Source organism: Halorubrum hochsteinianum (assembly GCF_023702125.1).
Lineage (GTDB): Archaea > Halobacteriota > Halobacteria > Halobacteriales > Haloferacaceae > Halorubrum > Halorubrum hochsteinianum.
Genome location: NZ_CP098415.1, coordinates 1305147 through 1331018, shown reverse-complemented (window position 1 = coordinate 1331018; position 25872 = coordinate 1305147). Strand labels below are relative to the sequence as shown.

The following is a 25872-nucleotide window of genomic DNA, read 5'->3' as shown; positions in this document are numbered from 1 at the left end:
GACCACGTCCGCTCCGAACCGGAGGTTGATACGTGATGGTGACGAAGTGGTGTCGCAATGGCACAGGCCGGCACCCAAGACCTCACGGAGCGGTTCATCCAGTTCTACCGGAACTACTACCGCGAGGAGATCGGACAGCTCGCGCAGCGCTACCCCAACGAGGAGCGCTCGCTGTACGTCTCCTACGACGATCTCTTTCAGTTCGACCGCGACCTCGCCGAGGACTTCCTGAACAAGCCCGAACAGATGCGCGAGTACGCCGAGGAGGCGCTGCGGCTCTACGACCTCCCCGCCGACGTCAGCCTCGGCCGCGCGCACGTCCGGATCGAGGACCTGCCCGAGAGCGTCGACATCCGCGGCATTCGAGTCCACGACGACCACATCGGCAAGCTCGTCTCCGTTCAGGGAATCGTCCGCAAGGCGACCGACGTGCGCCCGAAGGTGACCGAGGCCGCCTTCGAGTGCCAGCGCTGCGGCACGATGACGTACATCCCGCAGTCCGACGGCGGCTTCCAAGAGCCCCACGAGTGTCAGGGCTGTGAGCGGCAGGGACCCTTCCGCGTCAACTTCGACCAGTCCGAGTTCGTCGACTCCCAGAAGCTCCGCATTCAGGAGTCGCCGGAGGGCCTGCGCGGCGGCGAGACGCCCCAGTCGCTCGACGTCGACATCGTCGACGACATCACCGGCGAGGTGAGCCCCGGCGACCACGTCACCTGCGTCGGCGTCCTCCACATCGAGCAGGTCGAGCAGGGCAACGAGAAGTCCGCCATCTTCGACCTGTACATGGACGGCGTCTCCATCTCCATCGAGGACGAGGAGTTCGAGGACATGGACATCACCGAGGCGGACAAACGCGACATCATCGAACTCTCCGAGCGCGACGACATCTACGAGGCGATGGTCGGATCCATCGCGCCCGCCATCTACGGCTACGAGGAGGAGAAGCTCGCGATGATCCTCCAGCTGTTCTCCGGCGTCACCAAGCACCTCCCCGACGGCTCGCGGATCCGCGGAGATCTTCATATGCTCCTGATCGGGGATCCGGGCACGGGTAAGTGTTTGAAAGGTGATACTCGTGTGACCCTCGGAGACGGGCGGAAGGTTCCGATACGAGACCTCGTTGAAGATAACCTCAATGACTCGAAACCGGTCGACGATGGCGTCTTTGACGAGGTCGACTTTGAGGTGCCGTCGCTCCGCTCCGACGGGACCGTGGGGTCCGCCCGGGCGACGAAGGTCTGGAAGCGGGAGGCTCCCGAAACGATGTACCGCGTCGAAACCGCCTCCGGCGCGGAACTGGAAGTAACGCCGTCGCATCCGCTGTTCGTTCAACGTGACGGACGGTTCGAGGCGGTCGTCGCGGACGAACTGAACGAAGGCGAGTTCGTCGCTGCTCCGAACCGACTCAATGTCGAAGGTGACGACGCGGTCAACGTCGAATTCCGCCGCGCTCAGTCGCACAACGCGGTTCGGCTCGATCTGCCCGACGAGTGGACACCGGATCTCGCGCGTCTCCTCGGATACATCGTCGCTGAGGGGTACGTTGAGCGGCGTGACGACCATTCGGGGTTCGTGTCGATCACGAACAACGACGAGGCGGTCCTGTCCGATGCTCGGTCGACATTGGAGACTCTCGGCCTCCAAACCACGACCCGCGAACCACATGACGGAAAGGACGCGAGGGAGTTATTGTGTTCTGCGGGAGAGTTCGTCAGTTTCCTCGAAAACCTCGACGAGGTGCTCCTTGAGGGGTCCGCAGACCAGCGGATTCCGAGACCGATCCTCGGAGCGTCACCTTCCGCCACGCGGATGTTCATAAAGGGATTCGTCGAAGGAGAGGCTCACGTCTCAGCGAAGCAGCGGGAAATTACCGTTGCCTCCATGAGTGAGACGCTTCTCACGGATCTTCGGACGCTTCTGCTTCAACACGGAATCACCAGCCAACTCCACGAGCGGAAGAACGGAAGCCACCGGCTACGGATTAGCGGGGCACAGTTCGACCGGTACGTGACCGAAATCGGGTTCGTGACCGACCGAAAGCAGGAGGCGGCAGAGGAACATCTCGAAACAGATCGGAACACCAACCTCAACGTCGTTCCGAACGTCGCCCCCGTCCTCCGGCGAGTTCGTGACGCGCTCGGACTGACGCAGTACGAGTGCGGCGTTCCTCGCAACACCTATCGTCACTACGAAGCGGGATCGCGAAATCCGAGCGTCGGTGCGCTTCGGAACGTCGTTGAAGCGTTCGAGGCCGCGAATTCACCCTCGACAAACAGCACGGAGATCGGAAGCGCACAGACCGATGGAGGGGGAGTAGCTGCCGATATTGCGGCTCTTCGACAATTAGTGGATGACGATATTCGGTGGGACCGCATCGAGTCCATCGAACCGGTCAACCCCGAAGACGATTGGGTGTACGATCTCGAAGTCGAGGGAACACACAACTACGTCTCGAACGGGATTATCTCGCACAACTCTCAGATGATTTCGTACGTAGAAAACATCGCACCCCGCTCGGTGTACACCTCCGGGAAGGGGTCGTCCGCGGCGGGCCTCACCGCCGCGGCTGTTCGTGACGACTTCGGCGACGGCCAACAGTGGTCCCTCGAAGCCGGCGCGCTCGTCCTCGCAGACAAGGGGATCGCGGCGGTCGACGAACTCGACAAGATGGACTGCGTCACCGGAGACACGCTGGTCACGCTCTCTGACGGGCGCGTCGAGCGCATCGACGAACTGGCGCGGGAGGCCGCCGAGGACGGCGAAATAGAGGAACTCTCGAACGGCCGCCGCGTCCGCGACGTCGACCTCGCGGTCTGGTCGATGGACGAGAACGGGCGGCTGGTCGAACGCCCCGTCTCCGCCGTCCACGAGTACGACGCCCCCGCGGAGCTGACTCGCGTGACGATGGAGACGGGCGAGTCGCTCCGCTCGACGGCCGACCACCCGTTCTTCGTGCTTGACGACGGCGAGCGAGTCGAGCGCGAGGCGGCCGCGCTCGACGAGGGCGACTGGGTGTACGTCCCGCGCGAGGTTCCGACCGCGGCCGCCGACGGCGGCGGAGCGGTAGCGGCGGCGGGGGGCGACGACGCCGTTCCGGGTGACGGTGGCGACGGGGTTGACGCCGCGATGGGAAGCGTCCTCGGCTACCTCTCCGGCGACGGAAACGTCTACTACGACCGCGACGAGGGCGTCTACGGCGTTCGGTTCACCAACGCCGATCGCGAGCTGTTGGACGACTTCGAACGCGCGGCGCGCGAAGCGTTCGGCACGGAGCCGACGCGCTACCCGAGCGAGAAGCGTGACAGCGTCGAGACGGTCCGCGTCCACGGAAAAGAACACGCCGATGCCGTCCTCAACGCCGGGATGAACCTCGGCCGGTACGACGAGAAGTGCTTCCCGACCCCCGTTTCGACCGGAAGCCGGGCGGCAAAGGCCGCGTTCGTCCGCGCGCTCGCCGACAGCGAGGGTCACGTGGACGAGTCGGCCGGGAACATTCGGATAGCGTCCGCGAGCCGAGACCTGCTCCGAGGCACGCGGAACATCCTCTTACAGTTCGGCGTGTCGAGTCAGCTCCAGCACCGCGAACGGAGCGGCGGCCGAGACGTGTACTACCTCACGGTGACCGACGCGGACTCGCTGGCGGCGTTCCGTCGGTTCGTCGGATTCACGGCCAGCCGAAAGGCGTCGTCGCTCGACCGAGTCGTCGAGGCCGCCGACGGCGATCGGACGATCCTCGACGTGATCCCGGAGGTCGACGAGATTCTCGCCGGAAGTCGCGAGTCGCTCCGACTACACCAAGACGAGTGCGGGCTCGACGCCGGCACGTATCACGACTTCGAGAGCGGCGCGGCGAACGTCTCCGTCGACCGAGCCGGCCGAGTGCTCGGCGCGTTCGAGGCGCGGACCGAGACGGCGGGCGAGGACCTGACGACGCTCGAATCGGACCCGACGTGGGACGCCCTCGCCGAACTGCGGCACCGCTACCACGTCCCGCAGTCCGAGCTCGCGGAGGGGACCGACGTGTCACAACAGCGGATCTCGCGGGAGTGGGGCGACAGCGAGGCGGTTCGTCGAACCGTGACGGCCCGACTCCGAGAGATCGTCGGAGGCGTGGCGGAGACCGACCTCTCCGACCTCCGCGAGTTCGTCCGCGGCGACGTGAAGTGGCGTCGCGTCGAGTCCGTCGAAACCGTACCGCCCGAGTCGACCGAACACCGCGGCGGGGTGCTCCGACAGCGTCTCGCGGACGTGATCGGGGGACCGGTGGAGACGGTCGAAGAGCGTGCCCGTGAACTGGTCGACCGGGGCCCGGTCGGCGAAACGCGGGCGGAATTATCTGCCGCGCTCGACGCGTACGGCGTCAGCCAAGCCGACGTCGCGTCGTCGCTCGACGTGACGCAGGCGACCGTCTCCCGGTGGCTCTCCGGAGCGGTCGAAACGGAGCGACTCGACGACCTGCGTGAGGCGGTCGCGGGCGAGGTGGCCGACGTCAAAGCAGCGCTGCGGTCGATCCTGACGCGGATCGAGGACGGGGAGCGACCGAGAGTGTACGACCTGACCGTCGAGGGGACCCACAACTTCGTCGCGAACGGGCTCGTCGTCCACAACTCCTCGGACCGCTCCGCGATGCACGAGGGGCTCGAACAGCAGAAGATCTCCGTCTCGAAGGCGGGGATCAACGCCACCCTCAAGGCCCGCTGTTCGCTGCTCGGCGCGGCGAACCCGAAGTACGGGCGGTTCGACCAGTACGAGCCGATCGGCGAGCAGATCGATCTGGAACCCGCACTTATCTCTCGGTTCGACCTGATCTTCACGGTGACGGACAGCCCGGACCCGGAGCACGACTCCCGGCTGGCCCAGCACATCATCAAGACGAACTACGCCGGCGAGCTCAACACGCAGCGCGAGGAGCTGGCGAGTTCGGAGTTCACCTCGGAGCAGGTGGCGGAGGTGACCGAGGAGGTCGCGCCGGAGATCGACGCGGAGCTGCTTCGCAAGTACGTCGCCCACGCGAAGCGCTCCTGCTTCCCGACGATGACCGACGAGGCGAAGGAGCTGATCGAGGAGTTCTACGTCGACCTCCGCTCGAAGGGGGCCGACGAGGACGCGCCGGTGCCGGTGACCGCCCGGAAGCTGGAGGCGATGGTGCGGCTCTCCGAGGCCAGCGCGCGGGTCCGCCTCTCGGACACCGTCGAGCGCGAGGACGCCGACCGCGCGACGAACATCGTCGAGTCGTGTCTCAAGGACATCGGCGTCGACCCGGAGACGGGGCAGTTCGACGCCGACGTGGTCGAGACGGGAACCTCGAAGAGCCAGCGCGACCGGATCAAGAACATCAAGGGGCTCATCGCCGACATCGAGGAGGAGTACCAGGAGGGCGCGCCCGTCGACGAGGTGCTCGACCGCGCCGGCGAGATCGGGATGGACCCGGGGAAGGCGGAGCAGGAGATCGAGAAGCTCCGGACGAAGGGCGAAGTGTACGAACCCCAGCAGGGGCATCTCCGGACGACGTAGATGGACCGGATCTCCGCGATACGGAACGTCGAGGACGCGCTCCGCGAGTTCGAGGACGGCGAGGCGGACCTCGCGGCCACGGAGCGACGCGTCGCGGCCGTGCTCCGGACGTACGCCACCGAGTTCGACGGCGACGACGACGTGTTCCGAGCGGTCGGCGACGACCCGGTCGACGGGACCGTGGTCGTCGCGCCCTCGGAGCCGGCCGCGCGCGAGCGCGTCCTCGCGGCGACTGGCGTCGACGACGGGCCGGGCGAGGCCGATCGCCCGGCGTTCGACCTCGAGCGCTTTTGACCGTCGGATCGCGGCTGCGATCGCCCGACGACGCCGGGATCGCTGAACGCGACTGAAACGTTCCGGTCCGGAACAGATAAATTCCGAAATCGACCAGCGGCGGCCGTGCTGTTGGTCGTGACCTACTCGGCGGCCGCCCGAACCGGTCTCCGGAACCTGTGTCGCCGCCACGAGTCGGTCGTCGCCCGGCGGTTCGGGCGGGCCGCGCTGTTCGACGAGACGGTGTACGCCGCGTTCCTCGCCTTGCGGCTGCGGGAGTCGCACGGCGGGGACGTCCAGATCGAGCGCACCGAGCCGTTCAACGAGTTCGTCGCCCTCGACGAGCCGGTGCGAGAGGCCGCCGCGGCCTACGCGGACCGGAGCGCGAAGTCGACGCCGTACGCGGCGTTCGCCGCGGGGACGGACCATCCGGATCCGGACGCGATGCGGGGTCGGGAGCTGTGACCGGGGCGAGATCGACGCCGTCGGCGTCCGACTGCGGGGACGAGAGGGACAGGCAAGACGGGCGAGACGGGGAAAACGGACGAGACGGACGCCCCGGAGCGGACGAGGAGGACGGGCCCGTCCCCGTCGAGGAGCGTCCCGAACCGAGCGCGGTGATCGGGCGGATCCCCACCGACGCCGGGCTCCGACGCCAGCTCGCGGCGGCGGCGCGGTCTCGGGGGCGGACCGCGTCGGTGGCGAGCGAGATCGACGATATCGAGTCGGATCTCGCCGCGATCGAGATTGAACCCGTAGACCTGACCGCCGCGCGGCGACGGGTCGCGGAGACGACAGGCGAGATCGAGCGGCTGAAAGAACGGGTCGCCGCGCTGCGCGGCGACGCCCGGGCGCGCCGCGCGGTCGACGCCGACGCGGACGCGGCGCTCGACGACCTAGAGACCGCGGCGGCCGAACTGTCGGCCGCGCAGACCGAGGCGATCGCCGCCGAACAGGCCCTCGAACGCGCCCGAGCCGAGGCCGCCCGGAACCGCGACGAGCGCCGGCGGCGGCTCCGGCTCCGCGACCGGCTCCGCAACCGCCGGCGCGCCGCCCGTCACGAACTCGCCGAGGCGGTGTACCCGGAGTTCCGACAGGCGCTCGCGGTCGTTCCGGGCGGCGATCCGAACGACGCCGGGTCGGGACCGGAGGCGTACGACGGCGACCCGGTCGCCGCGTCGCTCGCGGCGGTCAGGGTCGCGGCGCTCGACGCCCCGGTGGAACTTCGCGGCGAGGCGGCGCGGGCGGTCGAGGCGGCGGACAGGAGCGCGAGGTCGCTGCTCCGGACCGCGCGCGTTCGCGTGGGGGAGGCCGCCGGCGGGGCGTCGGACCGGCCCGACGTTTAAGTGTGATTCCGCGGGATCCGGCGCATGGAACTGGACTGGTACGTCGAGCGCGAGGGCGGCGCGTCGCTCGTCGGCTTCCGGGTGCGGAACGACGGGGCGGTCCCGCGACGGGTCCGGATCGAGAGCCGACTGGACGCCCCCGTCCTCCCGCCGCGGCGGGGCGGCGCGGCCGCGGCCGGGTGGGACGCGGCGGGGGTGACCGCGGTGATCGGGCCGGGCGACGAGGCGGCGTTCGGCTTCGCCGCGCTCGCGGAGCGGGTCGAGCCGCCGGTCGAGGTCGTCGACATCGAGCCCGCGGACGCGTCCGGAGCGGTCGACGGCGCGGGCGACGGGGAGGACGGTTCAGCCGTGCGAGCGGCGCTGCGCGACCTCGACGACCACCGACCGCCGCGGCGAGCGGTCGACGGAGCCGGCGAGACCGAGGGGGAACCGGCTGACCTCGACCGTGACGCAGGGGGCGTCGAATCGGCGGACGAGGAGTGGCCGGACCGATCGTCGGCGGCGTCGGCGGACACGACGCCCGGCGAGACGGAGCCTGCCGAGGTGGAGCCCGCGGCGGTCGACGCGCTGTTCGCGGCCGCGGAGGCCCGGATCGACTTGGCGGAGCGGCTGACCGACGCCGACCTCGCGACGGCGACGGAGGCCGTCGAGGAGGCCGGCGGTATCGACGCGGTCGAGGGACTCGACGAGCGCGTCGCGGCCGACGCCGAGCGCCTGCGGGCGATCCGTGACCGGGCCGCGGCGCTGGCGGAACGCGCTGAGGAGAGCGACGTGCCGACGGAAGCGCTGGAGGGGCTCGCGTGATCCTCGCGGTCGCGGGCGGGAAGGGAGGGGTCGGGAAGACGACGCTCGCGTACAACGTCGCCGCCGGACTCGACGGGGTCGTCGTCGACGCGGACCTCGGGATGGCCGACCTCCCGGACGGGCGCGGCCCGGACCTCCACGACGTGCTCGCCGGCGCTGCGGCCCCGATCGAGACGGTGCGGAGCGGCCCGGTGGACATCGTCCCGTGCGGGCGGACGCTGGCCGGCGCGCGGGCGGCCGACCTGAGCCACCTGAGCGAGGCGGTCGCCGCGGTCGAACGGGAGTTCGGGACCGTCGTCCTCGACTGTCCCGCGGGGCGGCGCGCGGACGCCGGGGTGCCGCTGGCGATCGCAGACGCCTGCCTGCTCGTCGTCTCGCCGCGGGCGTTCGCGCTGGCCGACGCGATCCGGACCCGGGAGCTCGCGCGCGAGCTCGACGCCGGGCTGGTCGGCTGCGCGGTCAACCGCGTGACCGAACCGCCGCCGGTGGAGCCGATCGGCGACGCGCTCGGCGCGCCGGTCGAGGTGGTCCCGGCCGACCCGCGCGTCGGGCGGTCGGTGGAAGCCGAGCGCCCGGTCGTCGCCGCCGCCCCCGACAGCGAGGCCGCGGCGGCGGTCCGGGCGCTCGCGCGGCGCGTCCCGGCGTGATCCGGGGACGGACGCGCCGAGGGCGACTCGGAGCGCCGCCGCGACACCGGGCCTTTTTACTCCGGTCGTCCCGTCGGCGAGAGCGATGATCAGGGTCGCGCTCGCGCTCGGTGTCGGGGTCGTCGCCGCGCTCGCGGTCGCCGTCGGACCGCTGTACGCCGCCGACCGCTACCGCGACCTCCGGGAGCCGACGGACGCGGAGCGCGCCCAGATCGGGGCGCTGGCGGAGCCGGGCGGGCTCGACGTCGACCGGATCGCGATCGAGGCCCCGGGTAACGCTCCCGGTCCCGCGGAGGTCGCCGTCCGCGGGCCGCCCCGGCGGCGGGTGCTGTTCCTCACCGAAGACGTGCTGACGGACCTCGACGAGGACGTCGCGGTCGGGCTGCTCGCGGCGGAGGCCGGACGGGTGGCGACGTACTACGCCGAGTTCCGCGCCGTCGCGGTCGGGGGCGTGCTGGCGGCGCTGGCGGGCGTGGTGACGGCGCTCGTCCCGTTCGAGTCCGGGTTCGCCGCCCTCGTCGCGGTGGGGCTCGTCTCCTTCTGGGCCGGCCGCCGGGTCCAGTACGCGGCGGACGCCCGCGCGGCGGACGCGGTCGGCGCGGACCGGGTCGCGGCCGCCTTCGAACGCGTCGCGGAGCGCCGCGGGGTCGAGCCGGAGACCGGCGACTGGTCGACGTGGTTCGAGGTCCAGCCGCCGCTCGGCGACCGGATCGCGCGGCTCCGCGAACGCGCGGGCGACGAGGCGTAGCGGGACGGGACTGGTTCGGTCGGCCGTGGACCGAACCGCCTCGCCGGGTCGCGGGTGAAAAGGGACTACTCCCGCGAGCGACGGGCGACGGCGGAGTCGGGACCGACGCGGACGTCGTAGCCCGCGAACGTGAGCGAGACGTCCACGTCCGCGTCGGGTCGACCGGAGACGATCGCGTTCAGCGCGTCGGGGTCGACGTGTTCGTACAACACCACGCCCTCGTCGGACAGGTCGGTCGGGTCGACGCCGGCGAGGTCGGCGATCGCCTCGACGACGGCGAGGCTGGGGCTGGGACCGCTGCCGCCGTGGCGGACGCGGGCCGTCTCGGGCGGCGAACCGGAGTCGGTCGGTTCGGGCGTTACGCTGCTCATGTCTGCGTCCTCGCCGAACTGGTACATAAAACGGACGTTCAAGCTATCATAACTGATTTCGCCGTGACGGGGCGGTCCCGGAACCGTTACCAACCAGCCGCACGCGTGTAGAGACAACTCGAATGCGACTCACGGAACGACAGCTCGCGGTCCTCGAGGCCGCGAGCGCGACGGACGAACGAACGGTAGCGGAGCTCGGCGAGGAGACGGACCTGAAACCGGAGACGGTCGCGGGCGCGGCCTTCGACCTCGCCGACGAGGGCCTCGTCGAGGTCGCGTCGGTGACCGACGAGACGCTCGAACTCACCGACGAGGGGCGGACGTACGTCGACGAGGGACTCCCCGAGACGCGGCTCTACCGCGCCGGCCTCGACGCGGGTGCCGACGCCGACCCGGTCTCGATGGGGGCGGTCATCGGCGAGGCCGACCTGGACGGGCCCGAGGTCGACATCGCGCTCGCGAACTTCGCGCGCAAGGGCTTCGGGAGCGTCGACGGCGGCGAGCTTTCGATCGCCTCGGACGCCGACCCCGACGCCGACCCTGAGGCGGCGGCGCTCGCGGCGCTCGCCGACGCCGGCGGGGCGGGCCTCGACGCGGGCGACCTCGGCGTCGAGGCGTCGGTGATCGACCGGCTGGACTCGCGGGGGCTCGTCGCGCTCGCGGAGTCGGTCACGCGGACGGTGACGCTCACCGACGACGGCGTCGACGCGCTGATGACCGGCGTCGAGGCGGCCGAGACGGTGGGCGCGCTCACGCCGGAGCTGCTCGCCAGCGGCGAGTGGCGCGACGCCGAGTTCGCCGAGTACAACGTCGAGGCCGAGGCGGAGACGGCCCGCGGCGGCCGCAAACACGTCCTCCGCCGGACCGCCGACCGCGTGAAGGACGTGCTGGTCGGCATGGGGTTCCAGGAGATGGAAGGCCCTCACGCCGACGCCGACTTCTGGATCAACGACTGCCTGTTCATGCCGCAGGACCACCCGGCGCGGACCCACTGGGACCGCTTCGCGCTTGACGTGGACCCGATGGAGGAGATTCCGGACGAGCTGATCGACCGGGTCGAGTCGGCGCACCGCGACGGCTGGGGCGAGGACGCCGACGGCTACCACTCGCCGTGGTCCGAGGAGTTCGCCCGCGAGGTCGCCCTCCGCGGCCACACCACGTCGCTGTCGATGCGCTACCTCTCCGGGGTCGCCGGGGCCGAGTTGGAGCCGCCCCAGCGCTACTTCTCCGTCGAGAAGGTGTACCGCAACGACACGCTCGACCCGACGCACTTACTGGAGTTCTTCCAGATCGAGGGGTGGGTGATGGCCGAGGACCTCTCCGTGCGCGACCTGATGGGCACGTTCGAGGAGTTCTACCGGCAGTTCGGAATTACGGACATCAAGTTCAAGCCGCACTACAACCCCTACACGGAGCCGTCCTTCGAGCTGTTCGGCGAGCACCCGGAGACCGGCGAGGAGATCGAGATCGGTAACTCCGGCGTCTTCCGCGAGGAGGTCACGGGGCCGCTCGGCGTCGACTGCGACGTGATGGCGTGGGGGCTCGCCTTAGAGCGGCTCGCGATGCTGACGACGGGCGCGGAGGACATCCGCGACCTCCACGGCACCCTGGCCGACATCGACTTCCTGCGGAACGCGGAGGTGAGCTACTGATGCCCGTCGTCGACGTCGACCCCGACGAGCTCCGCGAGCTCACCGGCCACGGGGAGAAGGACGACGAGGAGCTCAAGGCCGACCTGTTCGGCCTCGGCCTGGAGTTCGAGGGCGAGACCGACGACGGCCAGTACCAGTTCGAGTTCGCGCCCGACCGGCTCGACCGGCTCTCCGTCGAGGGCGTGGCGCGGTCGCTGCGGTACCACTACGGCGACGCCCGCGGCGTCTACGTCCCGAACACGAACGATCCGGAGTGGACCATCGAGGTCGACGAGTCGGTCCCCGACGAACGCCCGTACGTCACCGGGGCCGTGGTGCGCGGGCTCGACCTCGACGAGGCGGCGCTGGAGTCGCTGATCCAGCTCCAAGAGAAGCTCCACGCGACGATGGGGCGCGGCCGCGCGAAAGGCGCGATCGGCATCCACGACCTCGCGATGGTGAAGGGCGCGCCGCTCCAGGAGGGCGCGGAGCCGTCGGTCACCTACCGCGGCGTCGACCCCGACGGCGACGCGTTCGTCCCGCTCGACTCCAACGACGAGCTGACCCCGGCCGAGGTCCTGACGGAGCACGCTACCGGCGAGACGTACGCCGACCTCGTCGCGGATCTCGACCGCTACCCGGCGATCTACGACGAGCTCGGCCTCTTCTCGTTCCCGCCCGTCATCAACGGGAAGCGGACCGAGGTGACGACCGGCTCCCGGGAGCTGTTCGTCGAGCTCACCGGCACCGACCAGTGGACGATAGACCGGATGTGCAACATCATCTGCTACGCGCTGTCGGCCCGCGGGGCCACGATCGAGGAGGTCGAGGTGAACTACGCGGACGGCGCGACCCACCCGGACGAGTACGGCTCCGAGCTGATCCGCCCGAACCTCGACACCGACGAGAAGAGCGTGAGCCACGACCGGATCGAGACGCTGCTCGGCGTCGACTTCGAGCCCGAGGAGGTCGTCGACTGCTTCGAGCGTTCCGGGCTGGACGCCTCCTACACGCTCGGCGAGGACGTGACGTACGAGGTCGAGATTCCGCCGTACCGCGTCGACGTGCTCCACCCGCTCGACCTCGTCGACGACGTGGGGCGCGCGTACGGCTTCGACGAGCTGGAGCCGCGGTACCCCGACGTGGGCACCGTCGGCGGGCGTCACGAGCGCTCCCGGCTGGAGGACGCGGTCCGGACCAGCCTCGTCGGATTGGGGTTCGAGGACCTGCTGAACTTCCACATGACGAGCGGGACGGAGAACTACGAGCGGATGCGGGTCGAGCCGGGCACCGGTGGCGCGGCGGTCGACGGCGCGGGCGTCTTCGGCGGCGGCGACCCGGTCGAGATCACGGAGCCGTACAGCGAGGAGTACACCCAGCTCCGCACGTGGGCGCTCCCGTCGCTCGTGATGCTGTTGGAGCGGAACACGCACAACGCCTACCCGCAGGACGTCGCGGAGGTCGGCTTCGTCGCCGAGCGGGACGACGACGCGGACACGAACGTCGCCGAGTCGCGGCACGTCGCCGGCGCGGTCGCCCGCCGCGACGCCTCTTACGAGGCCGCGAAGGGGCGGCTTCAGGCGCTCTGTGGCGACTTCGACGCCGAGTTGGAGACGCCGCGAACCGAACACCCCTCGTTCATCGAGGGCCGGGCCGCCGACGTGGTGATCGACGGCGAGCGCGTCGGCGTGATCGGCGAACTCCACCCGGCGGTGCTGGTCGAACACGACCTCGAGGTGCCGGTCGCGGCCTTCGAGTTCGCCCTCGACGCGCTGCGGTAGACCGCGAACGAGGTCGGGCGTCTCGCCCCGGAATTTCCGATCCGGCGCTTCTGTAACGAATTATCACAGAGACGGACGGAAGCAGAAGACCTATAACCGTCTTGGCGTAGTGGCCGGGCATGAACTGTGAGAGGTGCGGAGTCAACGCCTCGCTGACGTACCGAGATGTCGACGGCTTCGCGTACTACCTCTGTGAGGCCTGTATCAGCGGGTGGGAGGCGGTTCGGTCCCCGTCTCCGGACTCAAGCGACGACGCGCGCTCGACGGCGCGGTAGTCGGGCGTCGAGCGACGCGGCTCAGCAGTCGACGGGACCGCCCTCGGCGGCGCTCTCCGCGAGCGCGTCGACGATCCGCATGTTCGCGACGGCCTCGCTCCCGTCGGTGAGCGGCGCGGTCCCGTCGGCGACGCGGTCGGCGAAGTGCTCGACCTGAAGCCGGTACTGGTCGACCGCGGGGAACGTCTCGACGCCGCGTCGACCGTCGATCTCGTAGGTGAGTTCCACCGCCTCGTCGGTCGGGGCGTCGAAGGCCCGCTCGACCTCGATCCAGCCGTTCGTCGCGTCGATCCGATACCGCTGGACGAGTTGCGTGTCGAACCCGCAGGCGACCCGGGCCGACCGGCCGTCGTCGTACGCCAGCACGCCCGCGAGCTCGGTGTCGACGCCCGCGTCCCGCGTGTCGCCGGCGTGGGCGTACGCCCGGTCCGGCGTGCCGAGGACGGTCCGGGCCAGCGAGACGGGGTAACAGCCCACGTCCATCAGCGAGCCGCCCGCGAGGTCGGGGTCGAGCCGCACGTCGTTCGGGCGGTCGTACAGCGGGAACCGGAACGTCGCGGTCACCGTGCGGACGTCGTCGAGTTCGGTCGCCGCGAGGTCGACGGCGCGCTCGGTGCGGGGGTGATACCGGTACATGAACGCCTCCATCAGCGTGACCCCGCGCTCGTCGCAGCGGTCGACGACCGACCGGGCCTCGTCGGCGTCGGCGGCCAGCGGCTTCTCGCAGAGGACGTCCAGCCCGGCGTCCGCGGCGCGTTTCGTCCACTCGGCGTGGCGTCCGTTCGGGAGCGGGACGTACACCGCGTCGAGCGCGTCGTCGTCGAGGAGCGCCTCGTAGGTGCCGTAGCTGCGGGGGATCGCGTTCTCGTCCGCGAACCGTTCCGCGCGGTCGGCGTCCCGGGACGCCACCGCGCCGACGGAGTGGTCGCTCGCGGCGATCGCCGGGATCACCGCCTTGCGGGCGATCCCCGCGGTGCCGAGGACGCCGAATTCGAGTCGGTCCGCCGCAGCCGTCGGAGTGCTCATGGACGGGGCGACGCGCCCCCCTGTCAAGTGGTTTGCGCCCGGCGGGCGCGCCGCGGGGCCGCGCTCAGACACCGGGAATTATACCCCGGTCGACCGATCCGAGGGCATGGCACTCGCAGCGCCCGACCTCTCGGGCTCGACGGCGTTCATCACGGGGACGACTCGCGGCATCGGAAAGCGGATCGCGCTCGCGCTCGCCGACCACGGCTGTGACGTGGTCTCGACCGGGAAGACGACCGACGACGACGACACCGAACTGGAGGGGTCGATCGAGCAGACGGCCCGCGAGGTGCGCGAGCGCGGGGCCGAGGCGCTCGCGCTCGAACTGAACCTCCGCGACGAGGACCGGGTCGAGGCCGTCGTCGAGGAGGCGATCGACCACTTCGGGGAGATCGACATCGTGATCAACAACGCGAGCGCGATCCAGCTGGCGAACGTCGCCGACCTGCCGGCCGACCGGTTCGACTTGCTGACCGACGTGAACGTCCGCGGCAGCCACCTCGTCGCGCACGCGTTCGCGGACCACCTCGCGGAGCAGGACGGGGCGTGGCTCCTGTCGAACTCGCCGCCGGTCGTGACCGACCGCTCGCCGGGGAAAGCGCCGTACGCGTGGTCGAAACTCGGGATGTCGTTCATCGCGCTCTCGCTCGCCGAGGAGCTGAGCGCCGACGACGTGGGCTGTAACACGTTCTGGCCCGTGACGACGATCGACACCCGCGCGACCCGCTACTTCGGGCTCGGGACCGAGGACGACTGGCGCAGCCCGGAGATCGTCTCCAACGCGGTGCTGGAGATCCTCGCGCGCGACCCCGCCGAGTGTACGGGCAACAGCTTCTACGACGAGGAGCTGCTCCGCGAGGCGGGCGTGGACGACTTCTCCGAGTACAACCTCACCGACGGCGACCCGGCACCGATGTCCGCGCGTATGTTCGACACGGAGTTCGAGCGCGAGGAGTGACGGCGTCGGCGACCCGAACGGCCGGACCTCCCCGTCCGCGGCGTGGTCGCGTTGAAGTGATCGGGGCCCGAACCGAATCCCCGTGACGGACCATTCGGCTCCCGACGGCGGAACGGAGGCACCGACCGTCTCGTGTTCCCGCTGTGGTCGCGAGTGGGACCTCGACCGCGAAGTCAGCGAGGTACCGCCGGGCGGCCACGCGATAGAGCAGTTCGCGCTCGACCACGAGCGCCACACCGGCCACTACCCGGACGACGTGCGTCCGTGGACCGTCCGGTGTCGGCGCTGCCCCGACGGCGAGCGGTTCCTCGCGGAGGGGCCCGCGCGGCGCTGGGCGGAGACGCACGCGCGACACACGCGCCACACCGTCGACGTGGAAGCGCCGACCGGTGACGACGTCGTCGTCACCGCGGACGACGAGTGACCGCGGGAGGCGCTCCGAATCCCGGTCGAACACGAGGCGAGTCGGGAGCGCGGGGTGACGGGCGTCGGTCCGATTTTTCGCGTTGATATCCGCGCCAGCAGGTTCATAAGGGAAATCGGCCTCCCACCGAGCAGCCAGCAACCGATCTGAACGGGTGCGGAGTTGTCTTCGGCGTCGACGGTGCCGGCCGAGTGTCCCGCCCGTTCGTCGGTTGGCGCTGGGTTCAAACTATGAAACCAAGCAATCAGTCGAACGCGGACGACAGGGCAGTGAGTCCCGTTATCGGCGTCATCCTCATGGTCGCTATCACGGTGATTCTGGCGGCCGTCATCGGGACGTTCGTACTCGGGCTCGGCGACCAGTTGGGCGACACCGCGCCGCAGGCGAGTTTTTCAGTAGATAACGTGGAGCTAAACGAGAGTTCTGATGACGTGAACGTCAGCATCACGAAAACCGGCGGTCAGGACTTAGATCCGAGTCAGATCACGGTTTCCATCGACGGCACGAGAAGCGGAACCGTCGCGGACGGGTCCGGGCTGACAGACACCTGGCAGAGCGGGACCACAGCAGGCATCGGACCGATCGGAAGCGGGTACGGCAGCGACGACACGGTGGAAGTCAGGCTCATCCACGACCCAAGCGGGAACGCGATATTTGAGGACACGGCAACGGTCAGCTAAGTCCGGAATTAGCGTTTCAACTGCTTTCGCTCCGGACGTTTGAACGCGAGTCGGTAGCGCTTCCGGTTCAGCTATCACGATGCGCACGATCGGGATCCGTAGAAAGGATCGGGCCGTGGAGTCCGTGGATCTGAAGATGTACCAACTATTTCGGCCCTGTTACCAATTTTCTCCGTTGATACTCGTGCCATTAAGTACATAAGGAAGTCCGACCTATACCGGAGTAACCAGCAACCGATCCGAACGAACCCGGAGTCGTCTGGAGTCTCGTTCGGCGGTGGCCGCTGGGTTCAAACTATGAAACCAAGCAATCAATCCAACGCAGAAGACAGGGCAGTAAGTCCCGTCATCGGCGTTATCCTCATGGTCGCGATCACTGTCATCCTGGCGGCCGTTATCGGGACGTTCGTTCTCGGACTCGGCGATCAGTTAGGTGACACCGCGCCGCAGGCGAGTTTCACGATTGACGGTAACACAACAGACGTTATCAATGTAACAAAAACCGGTGGTCAGTCGATCGATGGTGGTGACCTTGTACTCTCCGTAGACGGTGAGAGGGTCAACGAATCCATCGGCGGAGGACCTTGGGAGACCGGACAACAGAGGCAAATATCTAAGGATGACGGAACCAGTTTTGATGGCGGCGAAGCAGTAGTCCGGATCATCCACGACCCGAGTGGGAACGCGATCTTCGAGCGTACCTACGACTTCAACTAGTCGCGTAGCTGATTTGGTCGCACCTGCGGCCATCTTTCCTTCTCATAACCACAAGCAAATAGCCGTTTAGCCGCTCTGTCGTCGCCGGATTCGACTCGCTACGAGCCTCACGGGACCCACTTACGACTGAATGAGGTACGCGAGTAGAGCTTTGGTCGAAAATCGCTCGGCGAGCGAGATCGTCGCGTCGACCAACCGCAACCCAAAGGATCGTCGTGAGCTACGACCCGGCGATCGTCGGTCGGTACGGGAAGCTCGTCGAGCTGTGGGCGACCGACCACTACCCGCTGACGCTCGACTATCCGGTCGTGGACGGACTGAAGTTCGACGCGACTGACCGCGACGGCCGGCCGTGGGACGTGAAAGGGTCGATGGTCAACGGGGTCCGACCGACGTTCAAGTTCTGGGAGGACCAGCACGAAACGCTTGCTGACACTGACGGTGGGTATGCGCTGGTGTGGTATCGAGCAGAGGGGAGAGATCTCCGTGATGTCATCGCGGACGCTTCGCGCTCGGGACTTAGAGATCACGAATTGGACGAACCCCGGTGATACCCACTACCGGAGCCACAGTCGCGAAGCACAGATATCCGCGGGCCGGCTTCGGCCGTGAGCCCGGATATTACAATGCTGATCAAATTGCCCACTCAGGAACTACATCTTGGATATCCTCTCTTAATGTTTCTCTTGACTCTGCTTGAACAGATGCGTTATCAAGCTTGTTTAGAAGCTTCTCTTTCGGGAAGTCTTCAGATAGAAGTAGATATATCACAATACAATTGCGTGTGTAATCTACAATATCATATACCAAATCTTCTCCGTAGTCTTGATCTGTTTCCGATCCGTGTACGTATCGACTTCTAATTGAATAAGCGGTCTTGCTCCGTTGAACGCCGATGCCGTCTGCGGATTTGATCGGTAAAATCAGGGGATTTGGACGCCGTCCGGAGATATGGGACGGCTCAGGAACCTTGCACAGGCGTTTCACGAGTTTGCCACGACCCATGTAGAAGAGCCAGACGTACCCGCCGTCGCCGACGGCGACGACGGGTACGACAAGTCCACGAAGATCGGCCTCCTCTTGCTCAAAGAGGAGGTCAACAAACCGCTCCGGCAGTTTGAGGACTACCTGAACGAGATGCCGGGGATCCTCGACGTGTTCGACCTTGAGAAATCGCCTGACTTCACGTCGTTTAGCGTGTGGGACGGTGAATTTCCGATGCAAGAGTTGCGCCGCCTGCTCCGCCGGTCAGCGGAGCAGGCGGGGCTGTCGGGAACTGCGTCGATTGATGCCAGTGGCTTCCAGCGCGATCAAGCCAGCTCACACTACCGAAATCGCGTTGGCTACTCGTTCAATGCCATGAAGACGACGCTGCTCGTTGACACGGAGTCACTGGCCATCATGGATGCCCATTTCACGACGAAGAAAGCCTATGACGGCCACATTGGGCTGCAGGTCTTTCGGCGCAACGCCGAAGACCTGCAGGCACTGCTGGCCGACAAGATGTACTCGTGGAGCGATCTCCGAGAAGCCTGTCGTGAAGCATCAACTCGTCCAGTGATCAAACATTGTGAGCAAAATGCGCTCAAGAAGGCTCACAACGCCCGAATTGACGATGATGTCTACAATCAGCGGTCAATGAGTGAGACGGTGTTTGCCATGCTGAAGGACGACGGCGACGAGATCCGCTCCCGGAGCTGGCATGGCCAGTTCCGGGAGCTTACGCGCAAGTGCATCGTGCATAACCTGACGCAGGCGGCGAGTTAGGGCTCGCCGCCTGCTCCCCTTCTCCGGACGTATCGAGGAGAGGCATCGCCATCGTCCACCTCATACTTCGTGCAGTATCTTGTGAAACTGATGTTTTGATCACCGCGTAAGTCCGCTGAAATTGAGTCGTCCGGTCTGAGAATTCGCCAAGAGAGCGTAGCTACTGTTGGAACTTTGAATATCACTATTCCGATACTGCCGCCGTCTTGCATTCAACAATGCAAGCGGTCTTGATCTTTCTGCTAATTTCAATGGGTTGATGTCCGAATAAGCCAAGTAATATGTCCGCCCTTCTAGAAAGACGCTCCGATAACTCTCCCTTCTCCTCATCTTTGAGTAGCATCGCCTCCAAGGACATTATCGCCGAGGTTAATTGCGATTCTGGCGAATTATTCTCTTCTATTGCATTTTCATATCTGTCAAACGAAATGGTTAGATAGTCTTGTTCATCGGTAGAATAGAGTCTTTCTTCTACAACTTCATACATATGTGTATAGAATTGTGATATATTTGACACTTCTGAGTCTGATATTGTATAGCTAAATGGAGTGTCTGGAGAATTATACCTGCCAGGTAGAGGGAATGGCTTAATAATAGACTCTGTATGAAGATCTATTTTCATTGACGAAACAGATCCCACATCATATAATTGTAGTACTGAGATCATCACCTGTATTGTATCATAGATATCCCTGCGGTTTGGGGCGCGCTCAGAGAACTCAATAATAGCTGTAGGTGCCCGCTCAGGCATTCCAGTTGCTCTTCGATTAAACCCCGCGTCATCCTCAATACGAATATCTTCTACAAGATCATCTTCACTTGGTTTTCTAATGGAGATGTTCTCTTCCAGTTGTACATCGTCATCCTCAATACCCAACCCTAAAATCCAAACTTTGGGGTTCCAAGAAATAGGGGCGCTGTCTATTTCCGACGTAAAAATTGAAATATGTCTCGCAATATCCCGATCAGAAACATCATCTTTTGCTCCGTCCAATATGGATTGAATATATGAAGTAACGGATGACTCTGGACTAGGGACGATTAAACTCTCAAATTCACGATTCTCAACCTCACTAATCACCCGGTCATATGTTTCGGTTTCTTGTAACTCTTGAGAGGTAATTCTCAAAATATCAGTACTAATCTCATCTTTGCTGCTCTCTTCTTCGGTAGTTCTAATGATCCTACTTCCCTCTATACTATCTTCTATTGTTTGGTAACGTCTTTCTAAATATGGTACTTCGGTAGTCTCAATTGTATCGCCATCGGAATTGGATTGCGCTATCTCGATGGCTTCCTCGGCAAGATTGTAGAGCAGTGAGTGAAGGTCTTCTCTAGTTTGACTCATGAAAAATTAACCACACTCCTCTCATGTAAGTGCTTCCCTGTATGACATGAATATGTGAAAGAAAACCAGTGTAGTGATCCGAGGCAAGTGGGCTGCGGTAGCTTAGCTGTGTGGCCTTCGCCACACCTCTAACCGCCAACCGACCCCCCGGTGTCGGTTCGGCGTCGATAACCAGTTCGTTGAGCCGAGATCCGCGCTTGTATTGCGGTCGAGATCGTCCCAGCCCCACCGGTCGAAGGGATAGATCGTGTCGAAAACGGCGCGAAAAGGAGTTCTGGATAGTGTTGCCACTCACAAAGGGCCGCGCTACCGGAGCGTCTGACCTTTCCCCCACGCACTCCGCACCGGCCGAATCTTCGGTCCCGACGCGTCCCGATAGTGCGACACCGCTTCTTTCAGTCGCTCCGGATCACGGCCCGCACCGACCCAGTACCGCTTGAGCCGCGTCACCAGCTCCGACCAGGACTCTCCCGCGAGGTTCCCCATCCGAACCCGGAGGTGCGCCTCACGCTCGTCGATGTGTATCCCGTTCGCTTGGCAGAACGCTATCAGTTCGTTCGTCCGCTCGTCGAGGGCCGCACGCTCCGCGTTCTGGACCGCGTTCGCCGCGGCCCCTATCGCGTTCCGCACGCCCTCACGCGCCGCGTCGAGCGCCTCCACGACCTGCTCGGCGACGTAGTGCGACCGCAACGCCACCGACCCCTGCTCGCGAACGACCATCTCCTCTATCCTTCGGAGGCCACGCCGGACACTATCCGGGTGCCAGTCGTGATCCTCGGCAATCTCCGCCGGCGAGACGTCCCCGCCGTCCGCGACGAGCGTCTTCAACGAGTCCCACTCGACCGGCGAGAGACCGTCCGCGAGCTGGCGCACGACCACGTTCCGCTGGTCGCTCTCGACACGTTCCAAGTTCAGCGGGAGGACACGCGACCGGTCGACCGTCTCCGCCTCGAAGTACGCGTCATCGACGTACGTCCGGCCGTTCCCCGGCCCGTCGTCGTCGAGGGGTTGCGTCGGAAGGCCCGCCTCGTTGATCGTCGCGAGGATCGCCTCTTCGAGTTCGTCCGCGATCTCGTCGTGGTCCGCCGGCCGGAGCGTCTCGTCCCACCGGCTCCCCTGATACGAGGCTTCGACCTTCGGGTGCGCGAGCGGATGGTCGTCGGGGAGCGATTCGGCGTTGCGGGCGTAGTAGTGCTTCAACTCCTTCGGAATCCGGTGGTCGGGGAAGCACTCGCGGATCCGCTTCGGCCCGAGCGTCACCGTATGGTAGTACCCCGTCCGCTCCGTGTCGTCCTGAACGAGCTTCCGGTATCCAGACCGATCGCTTTCGAGTAGGTGACCCATCCGCGCGAGCGGTCCCTCGCGAGCGTGAACCGGGCCGGAGACATCCCGGTCGAGCCGGACGTACCGCGCCGCGTCGATCACGACGCTGTACTCGTCGTTGCGGTCGTCGAAGTACATCGGGTCGAGCGTCACCGCGCCCGCCGCGCGCTGGATGACCGTCTCGACCGTGTCGAACTCGACGTTCGACGCGTTCACGCGCACGTCGACAGCGTCGCCCAGGTCCCACAGCGGCCGGGCGACCGCGTTCCCGTCGGTGGACTCCAAGCCGCGCCACCGTGGGCGGATGTGGGCTTTCACCTTCCGCTGGCCGATCTCGTCGTCGACGACCGCGTTCAGTCGGAACTCTCGGAGCGTGTCGAAGTCGACGCGCGTCCCGTCCGGGGTCTCGCCCCCGTCGGGCCGGGCGAGTCCCGACTCTTGGTACGACAGGGTGACGCGCCACTTCTCGCCGTCGAGCCGGAAGCTCCCGCGCTTGCTCCCGGTCGCGTCGACGAGCCGCGCAGCTCCGAACCACGCCCCGAGTCCGGTGTAAATGTAGTTCGCCATGTACTCGTGCGGGGCCGTCGCGACCGCCTTCATCGCGGACGCACCTCCCGGCGCGGGACCACGATCGGCCGCTTCGAGCCGTCGACGAACACGGCACCGAGGCGGATCCACGGCGTCGACTCATCGGCCGCTCCGCCGACGTCGACGACCGCGGCAGCGGGGGCGATCGCGAGGATGTACCGGCACGCCTCGCAGATGTACCCGCGGGCGTTGATCGTCTCGCCGTCGACGCGAATCGGGTTCTGGTTCGCGAGCCGGAGCGTCGGGACCGACGGCGCGCCGAGCGACGCGGACACGTCCGCCTGACAGCGCGGACACGCCGCGTACTTCCGGTCATCGTCCCACCGGGCGATCGGCCGCCGGAGCCTGTAGTCGGCGGCGCTCACGGCTCCACCTCGCTCGGATCGAAGATCCGCGACCACGAGACCTGCGCGCACGCCGGCCGGTCGGTTCCGCCGGACCGCCACGACGTGACCGCGCCGTCAACGATCGTCGCGGGCACGATCTTCATCGCAACCGGCTCCCGTCCGGGCCGGGGTTCGTACACGGCGAAGAGGTAGCTTCCGCCGCCGTCTCGGAGTAGTTCGTGCTGCTCGCGTCGAAGGTAGAATCGCCCCCGCTGGCCGCTTGCGAGCCGAGGGATCGAGCTCTTGATCTCGACAGGCGTCTCCGATTCGAGCAGACAGATCCCGACGAACGGGAGCGTCGACGACGGCTCGACGAGCGACTCAACGCGAGCGTCGACGTGTTCGGTCTCGTCGTCGGGGACGTACGCCAGCCCGTCGACCGCTTCGAGGACCGCTGCCTCGGCGTCCTCCCCGGCGCGCTTCGACGAAACGGGTCCGCGCGAGCTGCTCACGCGAACACCACCACCAAGTTCACCGCGGCGACCACCGCGCCGATCGTCGCGATCCCAAGGCCGACCCACTCGGGCGCGTCGACAGCGTCGGCGGCGATCGGCCACGCACCGCAACACAAGCCGACGACCGCGACCATCGCGAGCGCTGCCGGAAGCTCACCGAGCGCGAGCAGTTCGCGAACGACCGGGTTCGCCTCGGCATCGACACCCGCGACGCGGGCCGCGAGGATTGTCGTCGCGGCGTCGAGTGCGCCGTGTGAAGTGAAGATCGCCGCCGTCTCTCCGGCGCGTGAACGGTCGGAACTCACGCCGACCGCCCCCGTTCGGCGTCGCGCTGCCAGCGGAGCCGTGCGGCGTCACGGACGTGAACCTGCGGGCCGTCCGCCGGGTCGTACAGCCGGCTGGCGCGGACGAACGGCGTCATCCCGACAGCCCTCCGTCCCACGGCTCGCCGCCGTTGCGAGCGGGGTTGTGTTGCGGGTCGGGCGTGTCCGCGTCCTTCCCGGCCGCGCTCCCCTCACAGATTCGGACCCAAGAATCGCACTCGGGACACCGGTAGACGCGATCATCATCGTCGCCGTGAACGCGACGAAAGTCGATCGGAACGTGAGCGCCGCACCCCTGACAGACGCCGGGGTCGTCGGCGTCGATCCGGAGTGCCATCATCCGAAGATCACCCCGGTCTTGGCGGACCCGATCACCCGACGTGAGAGGGCCGCGATCCGCGGCGTACTCAACCCGATTCGAGACGGGGTCTCGCGAGTCGGCGTATCCTCCGATTTCGTGAAGAAGGGCGTCGCTACGGCGCGTCCGCTGTTAGTCGTGAAACGGTTCGTGAGTAAGCGGGCGCGACGGGCGCGAGTTCATACTGAGAACGGATCGTGCTTTTCGGGACTGTACCGCCCGAAATCGGTGACTTCAGATCGGGGTCCTGACTGCGACTCGCGCACCCAAGAGCGATGAGTCTCGAACCAATCGACCCGGAAACAGCCGTGGAACTGTACCTCGCCGATCGCGAAGCCGAGGTGGCCAAAGCAACGCTGTACTCGCACAGCTCTCGCCTCGGTCACTTCGTTCGCTGGTGTGGTGAGGAAGACATAGACAACCTGAACGAGCTGAGCGGACGGACACTACACGAGTACCGCCTCTGGCGACGTCGTGACGGTGACCTCGCACCCGCTAGCGAGAAGACGCAGATGGACACGCTCCGCGTCTTCGTGAAATGGCTCGAGAGCATCGACGCCGTCGCCGACGACCTCCACACGAAGGCCCGGTCGCCTGTGTTACGAGACGGGCAGAACGTCCGCGACGTGATGCTCGAGTCCGACCGTGCTGAGGAGGTTTTCGACCATCTCTCGAAGTACGAGTACGCCTCCCGTCCCCACGTCGCGCTCACGCTGATGTGGCACACGATGATGCGGACTGGGGCAGTCCACTCGCTGGACGTCGACGACTACGACCCGGATGGACAGTACATCGCTGTCGTCCATCGACCTGAGGAGGGAACGACGATCAAGAACGGAAAAGGTGGCGAGCGACTGATCGCGTTATCGAACGACGTGTGCCGGCTTCTCGACGACTGGATCGCAGATCGGAGGCCCGACGTCGACGACGAATTCGGCAGGCGACCACTCGTATCGACGGTAGACGGGCGTGCGCATCGATCGACCCTCCGAGGAGATTGTTACAGACACACAAGGCCCTGTGTTTCTACTGGAGAGTGTCCACACGACCGCGATCCGGAGAGTTGCGAGGCGATGGTGTATACCGCCGCCTTCGACTGTCCGTCGAGCGTCAGTCCACACGCCCTTCGGCGTGGTGGCATCACTCACCACCTCAACAACGAGGTGCCGAAGGACGTGGTGAGTGACCGGGAAATGTCACACAGGACGTGCTAAACAAGCACTACGATCAGAGAAGCCAGCGTGAGCGTATGGAACAGCGTAGGAGGTTCCTAAATAATATCTAACAATCGGTCTTATTTCGATATTTAATTACGCCGATTAGTCTTCAGATAAGGCTGAGTCGATAATTGGATGAGCTAATTCACGCACCTTCTGCTTATCATCTTCACCCCAGTAGGTCGGATGGCAAAGACCGATAAGTTGTCGACCATCAATTAGCGATTCTTCAATTAATCTGAGATTGCGGTCGCTCTCGATTGGCCTCATATGAGTGTCTATATCTACGGTCTCATATCGGCGATCATCGATCAACTTATCGTAGGTTCCAAGCGAAAATGCGACGATCAAATCTGGGTCCGTCTTGTTAATTAACTCCTCAATTGTATCTTTACAGAATTTTTATATTCTGACCAGACGCCACCCAGTTCGGATTTAAGCTCACTGTGACCCTGTTCCCTTTTTGTTCGAATGAAATAATAATTTGTCTCAACACTATCCGCTAGGTGCTTCTCTCGATTGACGAAGAGCTGATTACGAATAGCTTCCGCTACTGGGTAATCAGCTCCGTCGTTAACATAATCATGTGAATCAGGGGTCGAAAAATCACCTTTGAGGAACTTGTTTCGCATGAGAGGGTGGTACTGTTCGTCTGATTGCTTTCTACTTCCAGGATTTGTACCAATAAAAATAACAGAGGCATCTTTGACAACCGGACTAGTGAAGACTTCAAAGCCTTCGCCATATTCTTCTCCGAGGTTCTTTTCCCATATCTGGAACATTTTTCGCTGAATTTCTTCTCCCCACTCAGCATATTCTTCCATATTATGTCAGTTTTGAATTACACATATTAATTCAGCGACTATAATATCTTACCTGATATTTTGATGCGTGTAATGTGAGGTCATAGCA

25 protein-coding genes and 1 pseudogene are annotated in these 25872 nt (G+C 65.5%); 17 read left to right on the top strand and 9 right to left on the bottom strand.

Features of this window, described 5'->3' with window-relative positions; all coding sequences use genetic code 11:
- Positions 1 to 57 precede the first annotated feature (57 nt).
- The 7 genes from NAF06_RS06550 (at position 58) to NAF06_RS06520 (ending at position 9332) form a co-directional block, all read left to right on the top strand.
- Positions 58 to 5514 carry an LAGLIDADG family homing endonuclease gene (locus NAF06_RS06550; protein ID WP_008585184.1) on the top strand — a complete coding sequence of 1819 codons (5457 nt, stop codon included), beginning with the start codon at positions 58 to 60 and terminating at the stop codon, positions 5512 to 5514.
- Positions 5515 to 5808, top strand: coding sequence for a DUF7854 family protein (locus NAF06_RS06545; RefSeq protein WP_008585186.1), 294 nt, complete (start codon positions 5515 to 5517; stop codon positions 5806 to 5808). It begins immediately after the preceding gene.
- Positions 5809 to 5913: 105 nt separating this feature from the next.
- On the top strand, positions 5914 to 6252 hold the full coding sequence (locus NAF06_RS06540) for a DUF7855 family protein (RefSeq protein ID WP_006629010.1): 339 nt from the start codon (positions 5914 to 5916) through the stop codon (positions 6250 to 6252).
- A complete protein-coding gene (locus NAF06_RS06535; protein ID WP_008585189.1) occupies positions 6249 to 7133 on the top strand; it encodes a DUF7856 family protein in 885 nt (294 codons plus the stop codon). The genes NAF06_RS06540 and NAF06_RS06535 overlap by 4 nt, the downstream gene beginning before the upstream one ends.
- Before the next feature lie 24 nt (positions 7134 to 7157).
- Positions 7158 to 7937, top strand: coding sequence for a DUF7857 domain-containing protein (locus tag NAF06_RS06530; RefSeq protein WP_008585192.1), 780 nt, complete (start codon positions 7158 to 7160; stop codon positions 7935 to 7937).
- A complete protein-coding gene (locus tag NAF06_RS06525; RefSeq protein ID WP_008585195.1) occupies positions 7934 to 8584 on the top strand; it encodes a nucleotide-binding protein in 651 nt (216 codons plus the stop codon). The genes NAF06_RS06530 and NAF06_RS06525 overlap by 4 nt, the downstream gene beginning before the upstream one ends.
- Before the next feature lie 85 nt (positions 8585 to 8669).
- Positions 8670 to 9332 carry a hypothetical protein gene (locus NAF06_RS06520; protein ID WP_008585197.1) on the top strand — a complete coding sequence of 221 codons (663 nt, stop codon included), beginning with the start codon at positions 8670 to 8672 and terminating at the stop codon, positions 9330 to 9332.
- Positions 9333 to 9397: 65 nt separating this feature from the next.
- On the opposite strand, the gene NAF06_RS06515 is transcribed toward NAF06_RS06520, so the two are convergent.
- Positions 9398 to 9703 carry a HalOD1 output domain-containing protein gene (locus NAF06_RS06515; protein WP_049908827.1) on the bottom strand — a complete coding sequence of 102 codons (306 nt, stop codon included), beginning with the start codon at positions 9701 to 9703 and terminating at the stop codon, positions 9398 to 9400.
- Between the two features lie 122 nt (positions 9704 to 9825).
- Here NAF06_RS06515 and pheS point away from each other — a divergent pair, with 122 nt between their 5' ends.
- The 3 genes from pheS (at position 9826) to NAF06_RS06500 (ending at position 13390) form a co-directional block, all read left to right on the top strand.
- The gene (gene pheS / locus NAF06_RS06510; protein WP_008585202.1) at positions 9826 to 11355 is read left to right on the top strand and encodes a phenylalanine--tRNA ligase subunit alpha; all 1530 of its coding nucleotides are present in this window, start codon (positions 9826 to 9828) and stop codon (positions 11353 to 11355) included.
- Positions 11355 to 13115, top strand: a complete 1761-nt coding sequence (pheT, locus tag NAF06_RS06505) for a phenylalanine--tRNA ligase subunit beta (RefSeq protein ID WP_008585203.1) — start codon at positions 11355 to 11357, stop codon at positions 13113 to 13115. The genes pheS and pheT overlap by 1 nt, the downstream gene beginning before the upstream one ends.
- A 119-nt stretch (positions 13116 to 13234) precedes the next feature.
- Positions 13235 to 13390 carry a hypothetical protein gene (locus NAF06_RS06500; protein ID WP_160162879.1) on the top strand — a complete coding sequence of 52 codons (156 nt, stop codon included), beginning with the start codon at positions 13235 to 13237 and terminating at the stop codon, positions 13388 to 13390.
- Between the two features lie 21 nt (positions 13391 to 13411).
- On the opposite strand, the gene NAF06_RS06495 is transcribed toward NAF06_RS06500, so the two are convergent.
- Positions 13412 to 14416, bottom strand: a complete 1005-nt coding sequence (locus NAF06_RS06495) for a Gfo/Idh/MocA family protein (RefSeq protein ID WP_008585205.1) — start codon at positions 14414 to 14416, stop codon at positions 13412 to 13414.
- A 106-nt stretch (positions 14417 to 14522) separates the two neighbouring features.
- Between NAF06_RS06495 and NAF06_RS06490 the strand changes: the two genes are divergently transcribed.
- The 6 genes from NAF06_RS06490 to NAF06_RS06465 all read left to right on the top strand — a co-directional run bounded on the left by NAF06_RS06490 (position 14523) and on the right by NAF06_RS06465 (position 18962).
- On the top strand, positions 14523 to 15374 hold the full coding sequence (locus NAF06_RS06490; protein WP_008585207.1) for an SDR family oxidoreductase: 852 nt from the start codon (positions 14523 to 14525) through the stop codon (positions 15372 to 15374).
- 82 nt (positions 15375 to 15456) lie between these two features.
- Complete coding sequence (locus tag NAF06_RS06485) at positions 15457 to 15798, top strand: DUF8062 family protein (RefSeq protein WP_006629022.1); 342 nt, start codon at positions 15457 to 15459, stop codon at positions 15796 to 15798.
- Positions 15799 to 16028: 230 nt separating this feature from the next.
- Positions 16029 to 16478: a type IV pilin domain-containing protein gene (locus NAF06_RS06480; protein ID WP_049908828.1), complete on the top strand. Its 450-nt coding sequence runs from the start codon at positions 16029 to 16031 to the stop codon at positions 16476 to 16478.
- 297 nt (positions 16479 to 16775) lie between these two features.
- Positions 16776 to 17195 (top strand): type IV pilin domain-containing protein, encoded by a 420-nt coding sequence (locus tag NAF06_RS06475; RefSeq protein ID WP_049908825.1) that lies wholly within the window; start codon positions 16776 to 16778, stop codon positions 17193 to 17195.
- Positions 17196 to 17410: 215 nt separating this feature from the next.
- Positions 17411 to 17746 carry a PD-(D/E)XK family putative nuclease gene (locus NAF06_RS06470; protein ID WP_008585215.1) on the top strand — a complete coding sequence of 112 codons (336 nt, stop codon included), beginning with the start codon at positions 17411 to 17413 and terminating at the stop codon, positions 17744 to 17746.
- Positions 17747 to 18146: 400 nt separating this feature from the next.
- The gene (locus NAF06_RS06465; RefSeq protein WP_008585218.1) at positions 18147 to 18962 is read left to right on the top strand and encodes an IS5 family transposase; all 816 of its coding nucleotides are present in this window, start codon (positions 18147 to 18149) and stop codon (positions 18960 to 18962) included.
- Positions 18963 to 19146: 184 nt separating this feature from the next.
- Here the strand turns inward: NAF06_RS06465 and NAF06_RS06460 are convergent, their stop codons facing one another.
- The 6 genes from NAF06_RS06460 to NAF06_RS06435 form a co-directional block, all read right to left on the bottom strand.
- A complete protein-coding gene (locus NAF06_RS06460; RefSeq protein WP_152418753.1) occupies positions 19147 to 20310 on the bottom strand; it encodes a hypothetical protein in 1164 nt (387 codons plus the stop codon).
- Positions 20311 to 20616: 306 nt separating this feature from the next.
- Positions 20617 to 22233, bottom strand: a complete 1617-nt coding sequence (locus tag NAF06_RS06455) for a DUF7845 domain-containing protein (RefSeq protein ID WP_008585219.1) — start codon at positions 22231 to 22233, stop codon at positions 20617 to 20619.
- Positions 22230 to 22586 (bottom strand): hypothetical protein, encoded by a 357-nt coding sequence (locus tag NAF06_RS06450; protein WP_008585221.1) that lies wholly within the window; start codon positions 22584 to 22586, stop codon positions 22230 to 22232. The genes NAF06_RS06455 and NAF06_RS06450 overlap by 4 nt, the downstream gene beginning before the upstream one ends.
- A complete protein-coding gene (locus NAF06_RS06445; protein WP_008585224.1) occupies positions 22583 to 23059 on the bottom strand; it encodes a PD-(D/E)XK family putative nuclease in 477 nt (158 codons plus the stop codon). The genes NAF06_RS06450 and NAF06_RS06445 overlap by 4 nt, the downstream gene beginning before the upstream one ends.
- A complete protein-coding gene (locus tag NAF06_RS06440) occupies positions 23056 to 23367 on the bottom strand; it encodes a DUF5658 family protein (RefSeq protein WP_008585226.1) in 312 nt (103 codons plus the stop codon). Before NAF06_RS06440 ends, NAF06_RS06445 begins: the two co-directional genes overlap by 4 nt.
- Before the next feature lie 112 nt (positions 23368 to 23479).
- On the bottom strand, positions 23480 to 23722 hold the full coding sequence (locus tag NAF06_RS06435; RefSeq protein WP_008585227.1) for a DUF7563 family protein: 243 nt from the start codon (positions 23720 to 23722) through the stop codon (positions 23480 to 23482).
- Positions 23723 to 24018: 296 nt separating this feature from the next.
- On the opposite strand from NAF06_RS06435, the pseudogene NAF06_RS06430 reads away from it, so the two are divergent.
- Positions 24019 to 25028 (top strand): annotated as a pseudogene (locus NAF06_RS06430) (tyrosine-type recombinase/integrase).
- A 303-nt stretch (positions 25029 to 25331) separates the two neighbouring features.
- Here the strand turns inward: NAF06_RS06430 and NAF06_RS06425 are convergent.
- A complete protein-coding gene (locus NAF06_RS06425) occupies positions 25332 to 25784 on the bottom strand; it encodes a hypothetical protein (RefSeq protein ID WP_152418754.1) in 453 nt (150 codons plus the stop codon).
- Between the last annotated feature and the right edge of the window lie 88 nt (positions 25785 to 25872).

What these genes read in the sequence shown, in the direction of transcription:
- NAF06_RS06490 (WP_008585207.1), top strand. Translation starts at nt 14,523, where the DNA reads ATGGCACTCGCAGCGCCCGACCTCTCGGGCTCGACGGCGTTCATCACG.
- NAF06_RS06480 (WP_049908828.1), top strand. Translation starts at nt 16,029, where the DNA reads ATGAAACCAAGCAATCAGTCGAACGCGGACGACAGGGCAGTGAGTCCC.
- NAF06_RS06530 (WP_008585192.1), top strand. Translation starts at nt 7,158, where the DNA reads ATGGAACTGGACTGGTACGTCGAGCGCGAGGGCGGCGCGTCGCTCGTC.
- NAF06_RS06545 (WP_008585186.1), top strand. Translation starts at nt 5,515, where the DNA reads ATGGACCGGATCTCCGCGATACGGAACGTCGAGGACGCGCTCCGCGAG.
- NAF06_RS06520 (WP_008585197.1), top strand. Translation starts at nt 8,670, where the DNA reads ATGATCAGGGTCGCGCTCGCGCTCGGTGTCGGGGTCGTCGCCGCGCTC.
- pheS (WP_008585202.1), top strand. Translation starts at nt 9,826, where the DNA reads ATGCGACTCACGGAACGACAGCTCGCGGTCCTCGAGGCCGCGAGCGCG.
- NAF06_RS06475 (WP_049908825.1), top strand. Translation starts at nt 16,776, where the DNA reads ATGAAACCAAGCAATCAATCCAACGCAGAAGACAGGGCAGTAAGTCCC.
- NAF06_RS06500 (WP_160162879.1), top strand. Translation starts at nt 13,235, where the DNA reads ATGAACTGTGAGAGGTGCGGAGTCAACGCCTCGCTGACGTACCGAGAT.
- NAF06_RS06495 (WP_008585205.1), bottom strand. Translation starts at nt 14,416, where the DNA reads ATGAGCACTCCGACGGCTGCGGCGGACCGACTCGAATTCGGCGTCCTC.
- NAF06_RS06425 (WP_152418754.1), bottom strand. Translation starts at nt 25,784, where the DNA reads ATGGAAGAATATGCTGAGTGGGGAGAAGAAATTCAGCGAAAAATGTTC.
- NAF06_RS06435 (WP_008585227.1), bottom strand. Translation starts at nt 23,722, where the DNA reads ATGGCACTCCGGATCGACGCCGACGACCCCGGCGTCTGTCAGGGGTGC.
- NAF06_RS06455 (WP_008585219.1), bottom strand. Translation starts at nt 22,233, where the DNA reads ATGAAGGCGGTCGCGACGGCCCCGCACGAGTACATGGCGAACTACATT.
- NAF06_RS06460 (WP_152418753.1), bottom strand. Translation starts at nt 20,310, where the DNA reads ATGAGTCAAACTAGAGAAGACCTTCACTCACTGCTCTACAATCTTGCC.
- pheT (WP_008585203.1), top strand. Translation starts at nt 11,355, where the DNA reads ATGCCCGTCGTCGACGTCGACCCCGACGAGCTCCGCGAGCTCACCGGC.
- NAF06_RS06465 (WP_008585218.1), top strand. Translation starts at nt 18,147, where the DNA reads ATGGGACGGCTCAGGAACCTTGCACAGGCGTTTCACGAGTTTGCCACG.
- NAF06_RS06515 (WP_049908827.1), bottom strand. Translation starts at nt 9,703, where the DNA reads ATGAGCAGCGTAACGCCCGAACCGACCGACTCCGGTTCGCCGCCCGAG.
- NAF06_RS06550 (WP_008585184.1), top strand. Translation starts at nt 58, where the DNA reads ATGGCACAGGCCGGCACCCAAGACCTCACGGAGCGGTTCATCCAGTTC.